The 18,398-nt window shown below is 34.3% G+C and carries 12 protein-coding genes; 2 read left to right on the top strand and 10 right to left on the bottom strand.

Features of this window, described 5'->3' with window-relative positions; genetic code table 11:
* Position 1: 1 nt before the first annotated feature.
* Positions 2-3,625, bottom strand: coding sequence for a response regulator (locus tag ACZZZA_RS12415; RefSeq protein WP_463432182.1), 3,624 nt, complete (start codon positions 3,623-3,625; stop codon positions 2-4).
* A 4-nt stretch (positions 3,626-3,629) separates the two neighbouring features.
* Positions 3,630-5,099, bottom strand: coding sequence for a hybrid sensor histidine kinase/response regulator (locus ACZZZA_RS12410; RefSeq protein WP_463432181.1), 1,470 nt, complete (start codon positions 5,097-5,099; stop codon positions 3,630-3,632).
* 320 nt (positions 5,100-5,419) lie between these two features.
* Between ACZZZA_RS12410 and ACZZZA_RS12405 the strand changes: the two genes are divergently transcribed.
* Positions 5,420-5,647, top strand: a complete 228-nt coding sequence (locus tag ACZZZA_RS12405; RefSeq protein ID WP_463432180.1) for a hypothetical protein — start codon at positions 5,420-5,422, stop codon at positions 5,645-5,647.
* Positions 5,648-5,657: 10 nt separating this feature from the next.
* On the opposite strand, the gene ACZZZA_RS12400 is transcribed toward ACZZZA_RS12405, so the two are convergent.
* On the bottom strand, positions 5,658-6,794 hold the full coding sequence (locus ACZZZA_RS12400; protein ID WP_463432179.1) for a 1-acyl-sn-glycerol-3-phosphate acyltransferase: 1,137 nt from the start codon (positions 6,792-6,794) through the stop codon (positions 5,658-5,660).
* Between the two features lie 267 nt (positions 6,795-7,061).
* On the opposite strand from ACZZZA_RS12400, the gene ACZZZA_RS12395 reads away from it, so the two are divergent.
* Entirely contained in the window at positions 7,062-9,545 is a 2,484-nt protein-coding gene (locus ACZZZA_RS12395; protein ID WP_463432178.1) for an AsmA family protein, read from the top strand.
* 29 nt (positions 9,546-9,574) lie between these two features.
* Here the strand turns inward: ACZZZA_RS12395 and ACZZZA_RS12390 are convergent, their stop codons facing one another.
* The 7 genes from ACZZZA_RS12390 to ACZZZA_RS12360 all read right to left on the bottom strand — a co-directional run bounded on the left by ACZZZA_RS12390 (position 9,575) and on the right by ACZZZA_RS12360 (position 18,296).
* Positions 9,575-10,375, bottom strand: a complete 801-nt coding sequence (locus tag ACZZZA_RS12390; RefSeq protein ID WP_463432177.1) for a Cof-type HAD-IIB family hydrolase — start codon at positions 10,373-10,375, stop codon at positions 9,575-9,577.
* Between the two features lie 113 nt (positions 10,376-10,488).
* Entirely contained in the window at positions 10,489-11,976 is a 1,488-nt protein-coding gene (locus ACZZZA_RS12385; protein WP_463432176.1) for a xylulokinase, read from the bottom strand.
* Between the two features lie 12 nt (positions 11,977-11,988).
* On the bottom strand, positions 11,989-12,714 hold the full coding sequence (locus ACZZZA_RS12380) for an NUDIX hydrolase (protein WP_463432175.1): 726 nt from the start codon (positions 12,712-12,714) through the stop codon (positions 11,989-11,991).
* Between the two features lie 379 nt (positions 12,715-13,093).
* Complete coding sequence (locus tag ACZZZA_RS12375) at positions 13,094-15,748, bottom strand: COG1470 family protein (RefSeq protein ID WP_463432174.1); 2,655 nt, start codon at positions 15,746-15,748, stop codon at positions 13,094-13,096.
* Between the two features lie 146 nt (positions 15,749-15,894).
* Entirely contained in the window at positions 15,895-16,920 is a 1,026-nt protein-coding gene (locus ACZZZA_RS12370) for a hypothetical protein (RefSeq protein WP_463432173.1), read from the bottom strand.
* Positions 16,913-17,704, bottom strand: a complete 792-nt coding sequence (locus ACZZZA_RS12365; RefSeq protein WP_463432172.1) for a fimbrial biogenesis chaperone — start codon at positions 17,702-17,704, stop codon at positions 16,913-16,915. The genes ACZZZA_RS12370 and ACZZZA_RS12365 overlap by 8 nt, the downstream gene beginning before the upstream one ends.
* A 70-nt stretch (positions 17,705-17,774) precedes the next feature.
* A complete protein-coding gene (locus ACZZZA_RS12360) occupies positions 17,775-18,296 on the bottom strand; it encodes a hypothetical protein (protein WP_463432170.1) in 522 nt (173 codons plus the stop codon).
* Positions 18,297-18,398: the final 102 nt, after the last annotated feature.

Raw genomic sequence — 18,398 nt, 5'->3', positions numbered from 1 at the left:
TTTAACTTTCATATAACCAAACACGTAGCAGAGACAACAGCTGATCCATATCCACAGGTTTTGTAATATAATCTGAAGCTCCTGCCTGAATACATTTATCGCGGTCGCCAATCATTGATTTTGCCGTTACCGCAATAATGGGAAGTCTTTTAAACTTCGGCATCTTTCTGATTTCCTGTATGGTTTCGTAGCCATCCATTTCGGGCATCATCATATCCATCAACACCACGTCGATATCCGGATGTATTTTTATCTGTTCTAATGCCTGAACGCCATCCATCGCCAAAACAACTTCAACTTTGTATTTTTCCAAAGCTTTCGTTAAAGAAAAAATATTACGAACATCATCATCGGTAATCAGAATTTTTTTACCACTCAAAACTTCTGTTAATGAGCCTAAAGTTTTGTTTCTAATGGTTTCCACCGAACTGTTTTTCTCTTCAACCAAATGTAAAAACAATCCTACTTCATCTAAAATCCGCTGATAAGAATGAGCAGTTTTCACAACAATAGAATCGGCATATTGCTTTATTTTCAATTCTTCTGAAGTAGACAAATTGCGTTCTGTGAAAATAATAATCGGGAGATTTTCCAGACCTTCATATGTTTTGATGGACTCAATAATTTTATACCCATTTCTTCGGTCGGGTCCGATGTCTAAAATAACACAGTCTACTTTATCCGTTTTGAAGGCTCTTACACTGTCTTCAAGATTATCTTCTACGGATAACGAGATATTAAAATTACTCAGGAAATATGACAGCGCACTTGCATGTTTGGCATTTTCTTCAACAATAAGAACCTTTTGCGGGGATTTTTTAAGAGCATCTTCAATTTTCCTGAAAACTTCATTCATCTGTTCCAGGGCAACCGGTTTGTCGATAAAATCGATAGCACCTTTCATCAGACTCTCTTTTTTAACGTGTAAAGAAGACATCATGTGCACCGGAACAGGCTTGGTCTGAGGATTAGATTTTAGTTCTTTCATTACTTTCCAGCCATCTTTTACAGGTAACTGTACATCTAATAAAATTGCCAAAGGACTGTATTGGAGAGCGGCAGACAAAGCCTGATCTCCTCTTACTACAACAACGCCCTTGTAGTTTTGCATTCTGGCATATTTCAGCAATGCTTTGGCGAAATTTGTATCGTCTTCTACAATTAGAATTACTTTATCGTCTTTTGAGATACTTTCTCTATCGTCTTCTACATCATCAGGAATTTCAAGATGATTAAATGCTGATGTTATATTATTGTCTTCATAATCGATGATGTTTTTGATCTCTTCAAGATCTTCAACAATGACATCAACTAAATTCTGATCGGAATTCACATTCGAATTTGGCTGCAATCCTTTCAGTTTTTCGCTCATCGGTATGATTAAACTGAACTCACTTCCTTCATTAACTTTACTATTTAAATCTAAATAACCTCCTAATAATTTTGCAATTTCACGGCTGATTGACAATCCCAAACCTGTTCCGCCAAATTTACGCTGCGTAGATCCGTCAGCTTGCTGGAAGGCTTCAAAAATAATTTTCTGCTTATCTTCCGGAATACCAATTCCGGTGTCTTTCACAGAGAATACGATAAAGTCTTTGTTTTTCTGATCTTTTTTAATATTTAATTCTACACTTCCTTCTTTGGTAAATTTCAAAGCATTTGACAAAAGATTTCTCAAAACCTGATCAAGACGAAGGCGGTCAGTTTCAAAGCTTTTAGCCAAATCTTTTTCAATATTGATATTAAAATCAACTCCTTTTTCTTTAACTAACGGGTTCATTAGATTTTTCAAATCTTTCACCACTTCATCAATCACAACATCCTGATATTCAAGAGACATTTTACCTGATTCTATTTTAGCTAAATCTAAAATTTCATCAATCAAAGTTAATAAACTGCTTCCCGAGCTTTGAATAACTTTTGCAGATTCAATCTGATCTTCATTTAAGTTTTCGTCAGGATTTTCTGCCATGAGACGTGAAAGAAGCAGGATTGAATTCAATGGTGTTCTCAATTCATGCGACATATTTGCTAAAAATTCAGATTTGTACTGCGTACTGAGAGCCAATTCTTCCGCTTTTCTCTGAATTTCAATATTTCTTTCGGCAATCAAATGATTTTTTTCCTCCAATAATTTAGAACGTTCTTCCAGTTCCGTATTGGTCTGCATGAGTTCTTCCTGCTGCACTTTCAGTTCTTCTTCAGAAGCCTGCAGTTTTTGAGTTTGTGCTTCAAGTTCTGTATTCAGATTTTCCAATTCAGCATGCTGAACCTGTAATTCTTCTGACTGAGCCTGAGTTTCTTCCAACAAACGCTGTTCTTTTTCACGAGCTTTTGCTGCACGCAAAGTAATGGCAATATTTCTTGAACTTTCTACAAAATAATCAATTCTGTTCTGCTCAAAATTTTCATTTGAACTCACTTCCAAAACACCGACAGTTTGGCGGTCTGACATGATAGGAACCAATAGAATTGCATTGATTTTCAACTTACTGCTTGCAAAAGTAACTGCAAAATCATTTTCATCTAAATCATTATATGCTTTCGCTTTTTTCTGAACAAAAACCTGCCCAACCATACCTTCTCCCAACTCGAAGGATTGCTTCATATTGCTTTCTAAACCAAAAGAACTGCTGAGCTTCAGCTTATTGTCATCAATTAAATAAATCGCACCATTCACACAGTTTCCGTATTCAATGATTTGACTGAGAGAATCGGCGGTCACCTGTTTTACAGATTTATTTCCCACCAAAATATCATTGAGTAATACAAGACCTTTCTGTCGCCAGTCGTCTTTATTGATCTTATCAAAAGAAATCTGAAGAGAATCTGTCATGTGATTCAGAGAATCTACCAAATCGCCCAAGTCGCCCTCATAATCATCTACCACTCTTTGGCTGTAATCACCATTTGAAACGCGGTTGGCAACCTGCTGAATAACATTCACACGTTTAGAAATTTCTAAATCTTTTGCTCTTAATTGTTTTTCCAGCTTATCTCTTCGGATCAGATCATTTCTTAATTTAATGTAGAAAAAAATGGTCACCATCATTGCTGCCAAAGATGAAAAAATAATGAATAAAACCGTTGTATTTGATGATTTATTAAGATCTTTACTTTTTGTCTCCAGCTGGTTTTCTTCAAATTTTACAAATTCTTCAACAAGCCTGCGGCATTTATCCATAGAGAATTTGCTCATCGAGATTTGCTCCTGAGTCATTGCAATGCCTTTCCTTCTGTTTTCAACAAAAAGTTTTAAATTGGTGATATTGACATTTACGTTTTGCTCTAAATCTTTCAGGCGGGTAAGCTGAGAAGGTTCAGTAATATCTAGAGATTTTGCTCTATCAATCGATTTAGAATATTCTACAATACTTCTCTTGTAGGGGTCTAAAAAGTTTTCCTGACCCGTTAACTGATAACCGCGGTTACCGGTTTCTGCATCTAGCAATGCGATCAGCACATCTTTTACAGCGGTCATTGATCGTCTGCTTTTGGAAACGCTTTCCCGATGCTCCATCTGGTTTTGGATGCTTAAGTATGATGCGACCGAACTCGCAATTAAAACCAGTAAAGAAAATCCGATTCCAAACTGGAGATTCCTTATTACTTTTTTCGGCATAAAATTAATTTAAAGGTAATGTGAAATAAAACGTAGAACCTTCATCTGTTTTGCTTGATAAACCGATGGTTCCGTGGTGTTGCTTGATGATTTCCGAACAGATGTACAACCCGATCCCCATCCCCTGAAACTGTACCGATGATTCTTCAACACGGTAAAATTTACGGAAAACAGCGTCCTGCTTAATTTCAGGAATCCCTATCCCGAAATCTGTGACACTGACTTTTACTTGATCCTCATCTACAAATGTAGTGACGATGACATGATTATTTTCCGGGGAATATTTGATGGCATTGGTTAAAAAATTAATCAAAACCTGCTCAATACGAATTGCATCTAAAGGAATGAGTTGATTGATCTTCCCGATATGACGGTCTATTTTTACATTGGGATCGTCGTTGGTCTGAAGAATAGTATCAATAGTGCTGTTAATTAATTTTTCTAAATCTGTTGGCTTTTTATTGATTTTCAGTTTTCCGTTATCAATTTTAGAAACATCCAGCAGATCTGTAATCAGTGTATTTAATTTTTCGATTTGACTGAGTGCTTTTGTTACAAAAACAGCTTCTGTACTTTCGTTATGGGCTTTCAGTTTGCGATCCAGCAATTGCATATACGCTTTGATGCTGGTAAGAGGAGTTTTGAGTTCATGACTTGCAATGCTCAGAAATTCATCTTTTTCTTTTTCCACTTTTTTCTGGTCATCGATATCTGTAAAAGTTCCTACCCAATTTTTTATTTTTTCGTCCTGATAAATCGGTGACATTCTCAGCAGATGATACCTGAATTCTCCAGAATCAATATTTTTTATTCTGGCCTCCAATTCCAGTGCTTTTCCTTTATTTCTGCATCTTTCAAACTCCTCAAGAATGTTTTGATCATCAAAATGCGTTTCGGGAAATTCATGATCTGAAGATGAATATTCGTACCATTTTCTGTTGACAAAATTGACAATTCCTTCTTCATTTACAGTAAATGCAATTTGTGGTAACGCTTCAAGCATGAGATGAAAGTGATCGATCTCAGACTTCATCGTCACCTGCGCTTCTCTTCTTCCCCTGACCTCAAGCTCCAAAATCTGCTGTGTCTTTTTCATTGCAAGATTATTTTCCTGCAGATTGTAAAAAGTTTTCACTTTGAGCATCAGAATTTCCGGATCTATGGGCTTTGTCACATAATCAATTCCACCAGAATTGTAACCTCGGGTGATAAACCTCTTGTCGGTATTAACGGCTGATAAAAAAATAATTGGAATCTCTTTGGTTTTGCTGTACCCTGCAAAAGTCTCAGCAACTTCAAAACCATCCATTCCCGGCATCTGAACATCAAGAATGATCAATGCATAGTTATTTTTTAATGCTTTGCCCAGAGCTTCTTCACCAGAATTTGCCGTATCTACCGGAAAATCTTTAGACTCCAATAATTTTTTTAACGAATAAATATTGTTCTGGTTGTCATCAACAATTAAGATCATAAAGCGTAAAATAATCTGATATCAGGTTCATATTTGGATAAACATCAAAAATACTTACAAATTTTCAAAAATCACAGGATTATTTTAGGAATATTCAACTTATAAATCACTACAAAAGAAAATAAATAATAAATATTATTTTAATCTTAAACAATCAATAATTTAATCATTTTCATTTTTAAAATACCACAATCTACACAAACTTAACACTTACAATTGAAATGAATACAATTTAGATAACATCAAAAATCAGTATTTGGTCACTTCAATTATATTTTTGGCATAATTTGTTCTGTAAGTAAAATATAAAAATTATAAAAATGAATTATACAGAAGCCTTAAAACACAAAGAAGAATCGATTGCAACTGCTGACGAATCTATCTTAAAACTTTACCATATTACCATCGCACCTGCCAATACCGATGACAGTTATAAGTATATTGAAGATTTTATGAAAAATCCGGAAAAATTTGATGATGAGAGCTGTAAAAAATATTGCAAGGATGATTTATATGAAGTGGTAAGCTTTAAAAAAGAAAAAGAATAATGATATTCTATTACGAATGATGATTTTCATATTTCATTTTATTGATCACCGGATTAGCATACATTGCCAAAAAACCTTCCCTCAAAATATGATCTGATACATCAATGCGCATTTCGAGTCTTCTTTCAAAAAGCTGTTTCTCTTTATCAGTGTAATTGTTTGCAAACTGGTCTGTTTTCTGAAGCAAATCGTAGGCAATGTAATTGGTAGGCCACAAGTGATAATTCTGAATTATACAATCATCTATTATTTGTGCGATAGCCTGCAATTGCCTGTTTCTGTGATTAAATTCGGTAAATACATGATCAAACTCTGATTCTAAAACATCGCATGCATGAAGATGGATGCGTTTTTTCTGTCCCAAAACTCCGCTCATCATTGTATTAAAATCTTCATCCTTTGTTTTAACATAAGTTGTATCATTATGTTTTGCCAAAAGCTGAGGCATCTTCAAAACGTCTGTAGGATCATATTCGTATGAAATTGAAAGAGGAACAATTCTTAAGTTTTTAAAAAACTCTTTTAAAGGAATTTCTTCGGCTGCCATTGCAAGCATTTTCAGGATTCCCTGTTGTGTTGCATCATTTCCGTCTTTTGTACGACCTTCTCTTTGCGCAATCCAAACTGAACGATTGTCTGACAAAAGCTGGCAAATATATTCTGAAAGAAGTTTAGAACTTTTGAGCTGCTCACGCAATGGCAAACCTCTTTGTACCAAAAAATTACGGTTAAGCTTTGCCAATTTGTGCAGAAAGGTCTGCTGAACAAGATTATCTCCTATTGCAGAAGAAGTCATGATATGACCATTTTCCAGCAAAATCAGATTCAGCAACGAGGTATCTAAAACAATATCTCTATGATTGGAGATAAAAAGATAGGAAGTATTTTGATCCAGCTTATCAAATCCCGAATACGTTAAACCCTGAGAACTGATTTCTAATATTTTTCTGATGGTTTGCGAAATAAAATTCGTCTGAAAATCTTTTATTGATGATGTTTCTTTTAACTGAGATGACCAAATTTCCTCATCAGTATCCGGAAAGGTAAAGCCCATCAATGCTTTCATCATAGGATGACGAACTATAGATTGCACCGCATCATTGACTTCTGCATCATCATAAGACCTTATCTCATCAAACTTCGACATGTAATTTTTGGATTTTCTTAAACAATCTGCAAAAGAACAAAAAAAATAATAAAATCACAGCATTATGTTAACAATAGATTTATATGCTATGAATATGTAAATAATTAAATTTTTATTCGAATAATATCAAATATTCACCATTTTTCAATGTAAGTTTTCAATATGCAAATATTTCATTATATTTATTCATAATTGAATACTGATAAACATATTTATATTAATTGGAATACGTTTTGTTTAACTAACTTAATCTCAACAAAAAAATTGATGAAACAAAACGAGCCCGTTAAGAAATCTAACCGAAAAAAATGGTTTCTTTCTATAGCATTAGGAATTTTGGCGTTAATTATTGCTTTTCCCTTTGCTCTGAATTTTTACCTTCAAAGAAAATTGCCTGATTTAGTAAATGAAAAAACACCTTATAAGTTACAGCTGAAAAACTTTGATTTTAGTTTAATATCCGGACATTTTTCTGCAACCGATCTTAAGATTTCGACTAAAAATCCTAACGATAAAAAAATTACTCAGATTGACGGTAATATAAAAAAAGTTGAGCTGACAGACTTCAGTATCTGGAAAGCTGTTTTCAGCAAATCTTATCACGCCGATCAGTTTCTGCTTACAGATTCTAAGGTGAAAATCCGATTGGCTCCCAAGTCTGAAAAGGAGAAAAAATCTACAAAAAAAACTGATCTCCATATCAATAATATAGTGCTGAGTAATGTATTTGCCGACATTGTAAATGCTGAAGGAAAATCCGTTTTTACTGGTAAAGACATCAATATCAGGCTGAAAGATATTGAACAGAATGACAACGAAGCAAAAATTCCGTTGGCATTTAAAGAATTTAAAATTGATGCCAATGATGTTCATATCGGAGTGAATGAATTTTACCAGATCAATGCAGAAAAAATAACTGCTGCCAATAAAACTTTAGATCTCAGAAGATTTCACCTTCAGCCTATTCGGAAAGCAGAAAAATACAATGCAAAGAATGTTTTTGATTTTGCATCTGAACGTCTTGTGGCAAAAGATTTTAACATCAGCAAAGATTCTTTGATCGTTTCTGATATTATTTTTACAAGTCCTGATCTGAAAGTAACTTCAACGGGGAAAAATACAGTTGAACAAAATAAAAATCCTAAAGAAGTTGAAATGAAAATCGGGTTAAAAAACATCGACTTTCAGAAAGGTAAAATTGCAGTAATTCAAGCTAACAAGGAGAAAACGGCATCTGTTGATAATTTCAACTTTAAGCTTACCGATATTGTGTTTGATAAAAATACCGTAAAAGAAAAAATTCCTTTCAGATTTACCAACCATGATATTGAGGCTGATCATATTTATTTTAAAGCCAGCAATCTGCAGGCGTTGAAAATTCAAAAAATATCTTCTAGAAATTCAAATATTATTATTGAAAAATTTCAAATGATTGCTTTGGGGAAAAGTGCTCATAAAGATTTATTCAACGTGACTACGGATGAAATTAAAATCAGTAATAACAAAACAAAATACATCGGGCAAAAACTGAATATTCAATTTGACGGTTTGGAAATCAAAACTCCAAATATTAAAGTAATTTCTGCAATTCAAAAATCGAAACAGAAAAAAGAAAAATCTGAAACCCCGGAATTCAACGCTCAACTTGGTTTTATTAAAATTTCAAATGGTAAAATTTCACAAACAAGTTTAGGAAAAGAAAAATTAGCTGTTGGTAAATTTGATATTCAGCTAAATAATATTGTTTCAAATAATGAACAATTGAAAAAAGATTTGCCAATCAATTTCTCAAGTCATCTTATAGCTGCTCAGAAAGTCTTTTTAGATGCAGGAAAATATTACACACTGAAGGTTGGTCATCTGAAAAATTCAGGAAAACAGACTGAAATTAAAGATTTACAATATCTTCCTAAATATTCGAGAGCAGGATTCACCAAAGTGATTGCTAAAGAGAGTGATTTGTATACGATTACCGTTAAAAAAATAGGAATCACAGATTTTAATTCAAAACTATTTAAGAATCAACAAATTGACATTAGTAAAGTCGACATTGACGGCTTACAGTGTAATATTTATCACGATTTGGCACCACCCGATGATACGGATGCGAGATATCTTTTCAGCAAAAAACTTCGAGGGATGAAGATGCCGATGTTTGTAAAAAATGTTGCCATAAAAAATTCAGGTTTAGAATATGAAGAAAATGCCGAAAAAAGTAATATTCCTGGGAAGCTTACATTTGACAAATTCGGAATTGACATCACCAACGTGAACAACGGAAAGATCAAAGGCCGACCTACTACGATTAATGCTGATGCAAGGTTTGCTTTCTATGAAAAAGCTGATACTCAGGTGAATTGGAAATTTGACGTGATGAATCTTGAGGATAAATTCACCATCAACGGAAAAATTCTGAAGTTGCCTGCAGACAATGTCAATCTTTTTGTAAGACCTTATTTGAATGTAACTTTAGACGGAAATATTGATTACCTTAAATTTGATTATTATGGAAGCAATGCCGGTATTGCAGGAAATTTCTATTTTAAATACGATGAAATGTATGTGAATTTTCTGAATAAAAAAGGTAACGAAAGAAAGCTACTTTCAAAAGTTGCCAACTGGTTTGTAAAAAATGAATCTACCGGAGAACCCGATCACGTCGTGATTGAGAAAAAGAGAGAAGCCGACAGAAGTTTTTTCAGTATGCTTTGGCAGGGAATTATGGAGGGATTAAAGAAATATCTGATATAACCTCCATCAAAAATATTAAAAAAACTATCTTAATTCATGTTAAGATAGTTTTTTATGGTTGTAAGAACTCCAAATTTATTATTGCTGGAAGCTTCATATTTTGCGGCTTTTTTCACAGAAGGATGCGCATTTTCCATTGCGTAAGAATATTCTGCTTTTTGCAGCATTTCGATATCATTCATATAATCACCGAAAACCATCGTCTGCTGAGGAGTAATATTTAGGGTTTTCTGTAATTTTTCAAGTGCATTTCCTTTGTTGATGTTTTTATTCATAATATCCAGCCAATTTTTACCCGAAACTACTATCTCAAGATTAGACTTCTCAAACTGTTTTAGGATTGGATATAAATTTTCTTCAGAACCATCCGGATGATATACTGCGATTTTGAAAATACTGTCATCCAAAGTTTCTGTAAGATCACTTACTTTCTGATTTCCAGTATAAAACTGGGCAATATAATCTACAAAATCCTGATTTTTTGCTTCGTAATAGGCTTTTTTCTTCCCTGATATCACGGCTGTCGCATCGGAAATTTTTCTTATCGTTTTAATGATTTCTTCAACATATTGTTCTTCAAGTTTATCTGCGAACAATTCTTTGTTTTTATAAATCATGTAGCCACCGTTTTCAGCAATGAAAGCCATTTCATTTTCTATTTCTCCGAAATATTTGGTAATGCCCGACATCTGTCTTCCGCTTGCAGGTACAAATAATATATTTCTTCTTTTCAGTTCTTCATAAATTGCAGGAAATTCGGGGCTTACTTCATGTTTAGAATTGAGGAATGTTCCATCCATATCCGTTACTATCAGCTTAATATCTTTCATAAATCATCTATATTCTTTCGGGAAAATCACTCTTTAAACATCAAATATAATAGATAATAACTGAGTTATCATTCTAAAAATCAAAGATAACAATGTTTATCCTCATTAAAATATTAAATTAATTCATTCTTAAGATAATCCTTCCATCTGGAGTATGCTTCTGTATACTGCTCTTTTTTGTCATATTCCGGTTCTATTACCGAAATTTTTTCCAGTGATGCAAATGCTTCGGAAGAGTCTGAATAGAAACCGATCCCCATACCTGCTGCTCTGGCTGCGCCTACTGCGCCATCTGTATCATATAACTCGATTACTGCACCACTCACGCTTGCCAATGATTGTCTGAATAAAGAACTTAAGAACATATTGGCATTACCGGCACGGATGACGTTGATATCCATTCCGATTCCTCTCATAATATTCATACCATATTCGTAAGAGAAAACAATAGCTTCCTGTGCAGCCCGGAGAACGTCACCTTTTGAATGAATATTAAAATTAATCCCATGAATTGAACATTGTGTATCTTTATTTTCTAAAACACGTTCTGCCCCATTGCCAAAAGGAATAATGCTTAAACCTTTAGAACCAATCGGTGAAAGTGAAGCAAGCTCATTCATATCGCCGTAAGAAGAAAGTGACGTTGCAAAATTATGCTTCAACCAAGAATTTAATATTCCTGTCCCGTTGATGCACAGCAATACGCCTAATCTCATCTGTTCTTCGCTATGGTTAACATGCGCAAACGTATTAACCCTGGATAGCTTATCGTAATCAAGCTGATCTAAAACTCCGTAGACAACTCCTGAAGTACCCGCAGTGGAAGCAATTTCTCCTGGATTAAAAACATTTAATGATAATGCATTATTTGGTTGATCTCCTGCTCTGTAAGAGATCGGTGTGCCTTCTTTCAGACCTAATTCGTTGGCTGCTGCAGCTGAAACCGTCGACTGGATACCAAAAGTAGGAACAATTTCCGGGAAGAAACTTTCTGGTATTCCAAAGTACTGAATGACATCCTGTGAGATGCAATTATTTTTAAAATCCCAAAAGATCCCTTCAGATAAACCTTCAACAGTAATGCCTATTTCTCCAGACAGCTTCATGGCGATATAATCTCCCGGAAGCATTATTTTATCAATTTTTTCAAAAATTTCGGGTTCGTTATCTTTTACCCATGCTAATTTTGATGCTGTAAAATTTCCCGGAGAATTGAGCAGATGAGAAAGACATTTTTCAGCTCCAATTTGTTTAAACGCTTTTTCTCCATATTCTACCGCCCGACTGTCACACCAAATGATTGATGGTCTCAAAAGATTCTGATCTTTATCTACCAGTATCAATCCGTGCATTTGCCAGGTGATCCCGATTCCTTTTATATCTTCTGAATCTATTCCTGCGTGGTGCATTACAGATTCATGGGCAAGTTTCAGATTAGTCCACCAGTCAGCAGGATTTTGCTCTGCCCATCCAGGTTGAGACGCTATGATTTTCATCTCTTTTTTCGGAGAAAAATCTGAGGCAATTACTTTACCACTGGATGCTTCAATGAGACAGACTTTCACAGAAGAACTTCCTATATCGTACCCTAATAAATACATAAACGAAACGGTTTATTTGATTAATTTTGAATTATTTTTCTTGAAAACTTTGGCATCAAACTTATAATATCTTGCTGCCCGATGTGAAACGTTCTTTTCAATCTCATCCAATGGGATGATGTAGCTGAAAGAAGAAACTTTTTTATGAAAATTTTTAATATCAATTTTCTTTTCGCTCAAAGCACAGTAGAGTTGATAAAGCTGTCTGATTGTAAATTTTTTTGGCAGAAGTTCAAAAATAATGGAGAAATCGATCTCAATCCACTTTCTGATTTCTATCAGCGATTCTGCGATAATCCTGTTATGATCAAACGGCAGAGACGGTATTTTATCTATCGGATACCAATCTACATTGCTGTATTTGTTGCTGTTAATTTTATGATCTATTTTGCAAAGAGAGAGATAAGCTACGGTAATTATCCTGTCAATATTATGTTTATATTCTTTGCCCATCCATTGTATATCACTTTGGTTACTTGCCCGCAAAGGATCTGCATAACATTTAAACTGCTTTAAGACCATCTTTTTTATTCCTGTAAGCTCGTGAAGCACCCTGTTTGCCGCATCGTCAACATCTTCAGTATTAAAGATCAAGCTTCCGGGTAATCTTTTCTTCATTTCAGCCTGAGAATCATCAAAATGATGCTGAACCAATAATATATTTAATTTATTCTCGGGATCAAATCCAAAGACAACACAGTCAACAGAAACGAAAGTATGTATAAAATCCGGATTCATATTATAGTAACATTTTGCAACATTACAAATATAAAAATTCAATTGGTAAAAAAATGGAAAATTATATTATCAATTTAAATATCAGTCTATTACAAGCTGATTTTCAACAATTAATAAAGTATATATTATATGATAAGCTTATCGTAATTTTAAAGAAAACTTTATGACAAATCTCTAACTTTAAATCTATTATGTATTTAAAAAACACGACATAAAATGTATGATGCCGTACAAGTAAATATGATAACAAAGTACATTGAAGAATACTTATTTTATTCAGAAATAAAATAAAATATTAATTTTTGATACCGAAAAACCTAAATTATCCAGTTGTTTTCTCAGATTGTATCGCCAAAGACAAGATTAAATGATATGAATTTTAATTCCCAAACTTTTTTGTATTGATTTTTTTCTCTTTCACACTGATAATGAAATCCTGCAAAACCGTTATTTTTCCGGCTGCAACTTTTATTTTCTGGCTTTTCACTTCACAAAAAGTATTTGTGGGTAAAGAATTTTCATTTAAGGTCACTGTGTATTCTCCGGTAGGCAGAAAAGAATTAAAATCACCTTCTTCGTTTGTGTAAAATTTTTGAATAACCTGCTCTTCTCTTAAAACACTGAATGAAATTGCTGAACCTCGGCGTTCAAACTCTACCGCTTTTTTTATATTGTAATCAAACGATACTTTCCCCTTGACTGAGCCATTCTGATGCAGCGGAACACTAAGGTTGTACGTATAGCGGTCTACACTAAATTCTAACTCATCATAATACCATCCCTGCTGGATAAATTGCTTTAAAAGATATTTTCCAAACGGTACACTTCTGTATGAGGCTTCACCAGTATTATTGGTCTTTAATGCAATACTATTGATATTGAGAATATATGCATCCGCAGGCTTTTCACCTTCATCATAAAGATTATTTCCGTTGCTATCATAAAAAGCAAATGCCTTGATGACTGATTTCTTAGACGGATCCAAAACATTTTTCCGCAAATTCAAACTCACTCCTACTTCAAAAGTCATAATATTCGTCTTGATATTAGCTGAAGAATAATTGTACCAGGAAGAATTTAAAAAAGCACTGAAATTTTTACCGTTGTATTTTGAATTGATAAATGCCGAGGGCGACTCACCGTAGACGGTATCATTGATGTAAGAAACTCCGGCACTGAAGGTAATTTTATCTTTTATAAAGTTGTCGTTATAGAAAAATGAGAATGTTGTTTTTTTATAATTAAATTCTCCGAGAAATGCAGAAAATGCGTATTCGGATAAATAATAACTTCCGGACTGATAAATTGAGTTGACATTGAACTTTTTAAAACTGTAATTGGCATTGAGTTTCATCTGAAATTGTTTGCTTTCAGACATAGGATATTCTACCAATCCTGTCTCAACTCCCAACACAATGGTCTGTCTTGTCGGAGCGTTCACCCAGGACAATTGTTCTATAATACGATGTGCTGTTATGTGCTTAATCCCTCTATCGTCTAAGTTGCCCAAAAAAGTGTTATAACTGTTTGAGCTTTCATCTTGGTATTGATACAATAAACTCAGAGTGAAATCTTTCAGTTTGGGAAATCTGTTGCCTATTTCCAGCCTTTTGTTTTGCGAAAGTTGCTCTCTGTTAAAAAAATAAAATTTTGGTGAAAAATCTGATATGGTAAAATTTGCATGAAGATTCTGTTCTTTTATCTGCGTCGTAATATTCTGCTGTATCAGCATACTTCCTCTTCTGTTCCCGGGATAATAATCAGAACTGTAAAAATAATTTCCGTTGAGATAAAAATTACTAAGCTTACCCGAATAATTAGATTCTGCAGAAAATGACGGTTTACTAAAATTTTTAGATTCGTAAGAACTTATTCCTGCATTCAGCTTTGCATTCAGCCTCCATAACTCGTTAAAGTCATAATTTGCTTCAGTTCCCAAAACGCTGTGTTTTACTTTTTCAAAGGGATCATAGCGGTAAATATATGTTGCTGAAATATTGCGTGAGCTGTTGTTAGACTGTAAAGTTCCTTTGGTAAAAAAGCCGTATCCGTTTTTGAGCCAGCTGTTTTTTTCTGTGAGATTAAAATTCTGATCTACAAAACCTACTTCAATCTTTTGATGTTTAGAAAATGTGTAACTGTATTCTACTCCTCTTCCGACAAGCGTCATATCAAGGAGTTTATTTACGCTTCCTACGATATATTCATTTCCTCCCTGACGAAACACAACATTGGTATTGGTAACCAAAGGATCTTGTTGACTATTCAAAAAAGCTATATTTCCTCTCATAAAAACATATCCTGCAGATAAATTGACTCCGCCAGAGCCTATAATCTGAAAAATATCTACATCTTTTCCTACTTTCCTGTAACTTGTTGTGATCTGATTTTTAGTTTCTTCAACAAAATTATATAAATCAGGATTCTGATACTTTTGGTTGCTCGATATATTCTGTACTCCTATTGTGGTGGAACCAAATATTTCTTTATCAGGATTTCGGAAACCTGAAATGCTAACAATAAAATTAGACTGTCTCGCTAAGCTTTTTGAAGGTAAATGGGTGAAGATGAAAACAGAATCTTTTTTAGGTGAAATCACTGCATTCTGCTCAAAAAATATATTGGAATCTGAAGGATCGGGAAATTTGCATACTAAAGTTATATCCTGATCGACGTTTCCGGTGTTTGCAACTCTTATTTTAACCGTTATAGGTTCTTGATCTGAAGATCTGTAAATTGTAGTTGACAAAGGATTGATGAGAAGACTTGCATCTACCTCAATCATGTGTTCAGTATTTTTCTGGGCAATTAAAATATCTGCCTGATTGAATAATTTTGTAGTGATAACCGAAGTTCCTGCTACAGCACCCTCATCAATGATAATTTTTACAGGGATGTATCTGATCTCATTTGGAGCCAACTCAATCTGCAGATCTTCTCCATTGATATTTTTGAATCCTTTCGGAGACACAAACTGTAGCTTACCTTTGAAAGTTTCTGGTTTTAAATTCTTGACCGTAACCACTAAATTCATCAACCGTGATTTTTGTGAAGTCAAATTATTTTCGACATCAAGAACAACATTAGAATCAACGTTTTGAGCATAAAAAAAACTGTTTAAGCAAAAAAAGAAAACAAGGCTGAATAACAGTTTAGATTTGAAAAAATACATTACAGATTTTATTGTGGTACAATTTCATATTGCAAAGTGGTAGAATAGTCTTCAGGTTTGGCATTGATCAGACGCTCATCCTGCGGAGCCGTAAAATACTTAATATCATAGCTGTAAGATGTGTATTGCGAAGTGGTTGCCTGAGCTAAAGTCTGATTAGCAACACTCAACGTAACAGGAAATACTGTCTGACTGCCGGTATTGAGAGGTGATAAAACAAGATGAATTACTCCTACAGGAATTGTATTTCCGTTTGCTGAGATCAGCTCATTTTGAAGAGACCTTACTCTGATCTGATAATTACTATTGCTCGTCACAGCAAGCCCGTTGGAATACGTTACACTTGTGCCGTTGTTATAGTCCTGCATACTTTTGAATTCCAGAATACCATTAGCTGCGTTCATATTGATTTTTAATGACATTTCTTCAGCGGCAGGCGGCGTACCGGTAATACTGCCTATCTGAAACTGAAAGGTATGACTCATTTTCCCGATAACTGAATTATTCTGATCGTAGGCTGTAAATTCTATTGGTGCAGTAAATTTGGTCCAGGCAGGAAAACTTCCAAGATATGAACCGCCAATAACCGTAATGGCAAATTTCAACTGAAGATTATAATAACCATTCGGCTGAGCCGGCATATTATATAAAGGTGCGTTGGATTGAGGAACTAAAAAAACTTCGTTATTGTTTTGCAATATTACGTTTAAAGGAACTCCTATTTGTGAAATTGAAGGAATAGGATTCGGATAAGACTGCCCTGTTGATGAGATGGGCTGAAAAGCTATTTTGTTTGCAGGAATGGTAAGCTGACCGTTGGCAGAGGTAATATTTTGTTTTAATCTTGCAGAGAGCCTCCAATTAGGTATATTTAAATTTCCGTTTGCTGCAAAAGTAACCGTGTAGGCATCAGGGTTTGTATTTCCGTTATAAGAATCAATCTGCATGTAACTGTTCGTCCAGGATGTAAAAGAAATCTGAGCCTGAGTTACAGCACCAATGAATAAGAATATAAAAATAAATAGTTTATTCATAATTGAAATTTAATTCGGCAATCTCCAAAGCTGAAGAATCACCATAATCAATCATCACAGAAGCACTATAAGAACCTTTAGCCATTGTTTTTACGATTGGTAAATTTACTTTTCGGGAATCACCCGCTAATGTATAAAATATAACATCTTCTACAGAAAATTTTTCTCCGGTAGTGGTGTTAATAATCTCTGTTGAGATTTTTCCGTCTACCCAAATTGCTGACTGATTTTGAAATTGCAGAGCCAAACTATTTTTAGATTGATCAAACTTCAGATTTTCGATTTCTATTTTTTTGATAACAGCATCTGTGGATTTATGAAAAATCTTTATTCCCGAACGGATGCTTACTTTTATATTTGCACCCTTGGTATCAACATCGTCAACAGGATTCATCTGACTCACATAAAGCAATGCAGTATGTGAAGAAAGATTATCTTTTGCAACACCGGGAACGGTAAGGGTAACATCCAGTTCCTTTCTTTCGCCGGGAGCGAGGGAAAAATAATTATCGGTTTTTTTTACGGAAACCCAGCTTGCACAAGAGTTTTTCAAACTATTTGCAGGGTGCATGATGTTTTCTCCTACTCCATCATATTCCCAGTCTCCAAGACTCACGGCAAGATCTAAAGAATTTTTTGCGCTTACATTGGTGATGGTTATTTTCTGTGTGCCGCTGCTTCCGGCAGAAGTATCAAAATAAATTCTGGGCGGAGATACAGAAATACCGGTCTGTGCACTCAATTGTATGGCTAAAAAATAAAATAATAACGAAATTTTATTCATAGGAAACGGTTAAAAAATAAAAAAAGTGCCACAGTTATCGTGACACTTCATAATTTGGATCAGATAATTCTTACTGACTTACGATTGTATAGGTAAGCTCTGTAGTATATACTGTAGGATCTTGACCTGCAATATAATTATCTAAATATGCATTGGCACCAGAACCTTTATACTCGATGCTGATTTTTTTGTTTACTCCACCATTTGTAGATGTTACCAATGTAGATTCGTTAGCTGATAACTGCACGTTTTGAGAATATTGAGCTCCTGTTACCGCTTCAGAACCAGCAGTTGCTTTAATCTGAATGGTGTTTGCCTGAATATTTTTACCTCCGTTTTGCATTGCTGCGTTGGCACTTTTTACTTTTACCTGAAAACCTCCAGTACTGAAGACATTCAAATGATCTGCGTTTACTGAAGTTACACCATTTGCATAGTCATCTTTAGTTACGTAATCTAGGTTAACAATTTTTTGAGCATTGTTTACAACTAGTGTTTGAATTGGCTTAAGACGTACGTTAAGTGTTACATTTTGAGCGCTTAATGTTGTGAAGCCCAATATTGCTATGGAGCTAAGAATGAATTGTTTCATTAAAAAAATGTTGTTATTGTTTCTACTAAGTTTCTGGCTGCAAAATTACTCAGTTTTGAACAGAAGCAATTGTAAAAAAACACATATATTTTGTGAAAATTA

The sequence above is a fragment of the Chryseobacterium sp. AC405b genome, from assembly GCF_979258685.1.
This window is presented reverse-complemented; position numbering and strand designations above follow the sequence as displayed.

Coding starts and splice junctions, on each gene's coding strand:
- ACZZZA_RS12415 (WP_463432182.1), bottom strand. CDS start 3,625: ATGCCGAAAAAAGTAATAAGGAATCTCCAGTTTGGAATCGGATTTTCT.
- ACZZZA_RS12410 (WP_463432181.1), bottom strand. CDS start 5,099: ATGATCTTAATTGTTGATGACAACCAGAACAATATTTATTCGTTAAAA.
- ACZZZA_RS12405 (WP_463432180.1), top strand. CDS start 5,420: ATGAATTATACAGAAGCCTTAAAACACAAAGAAGAATCGATTGCAACT.
- ACZZZA_RS12400 (WP_463432179.1), bottom strand. CDS start 6,794: ATGTCGAAGTTTGATGAGATAAGGTCTTATGATGATGCAGAAGTCAAT.
- ACZZZA_RS12395 (WP_463432178.1), top strand. CDS start 7,062: ATGAAACAAAACGAGCCCGTTAAGAAATCTAACCGAAAAAAATGGTTT.
- ACZZZA_RS12390 (WP_463432177.1), bottom strand. CDS start 10,375: ATGAAAGATATTAAGCTGATAGTAACGGATATGGATGGAACATTCCTC.
- ACZZZA_RS12385 (WP_463432176.1), bottom strand. CDS start 11,976: ATGTATTTATTAGGGTACGATATAGGAAGTTCTTCTGTGAAAGTCTGT.
- ACZZZA_RS12380 (WP_463432175.1), bottom strand. CDS start 12,714: ATGAATCCGGATTTTATACATACTTTCGTTTCTGTTGACTGTGTTGTC.
- ACZZZA_RS12375 (WP_463432174.1), bottom strand. CDS start 15,748: ATGAATTTAGTGGTTACGGTCAAGAATTTAAAACCAGAAACTTTCAAA.
- ACZZZA_RS12370 (WP_463432173.1), bottom strand. CDS start 16,920: ATGAATAAACTATTTATTTTTATATTCTTATTCATTGGTGCTGTAACT.
- ACZZZA_RS12365 (WP_463432172.1), bottom strand. CDS start 17,704: ATGAATAAAATTTCGTTATTATTTTATTTTTTAGCCATACAATTGAGT.
- ACZZZA_RS12360 (WP_463432170.1), bottom strand. CDS start 18,296: ATGAAACAATTCATTCTTAGCTCCATAGCAATATTGGGCTTCACAACA.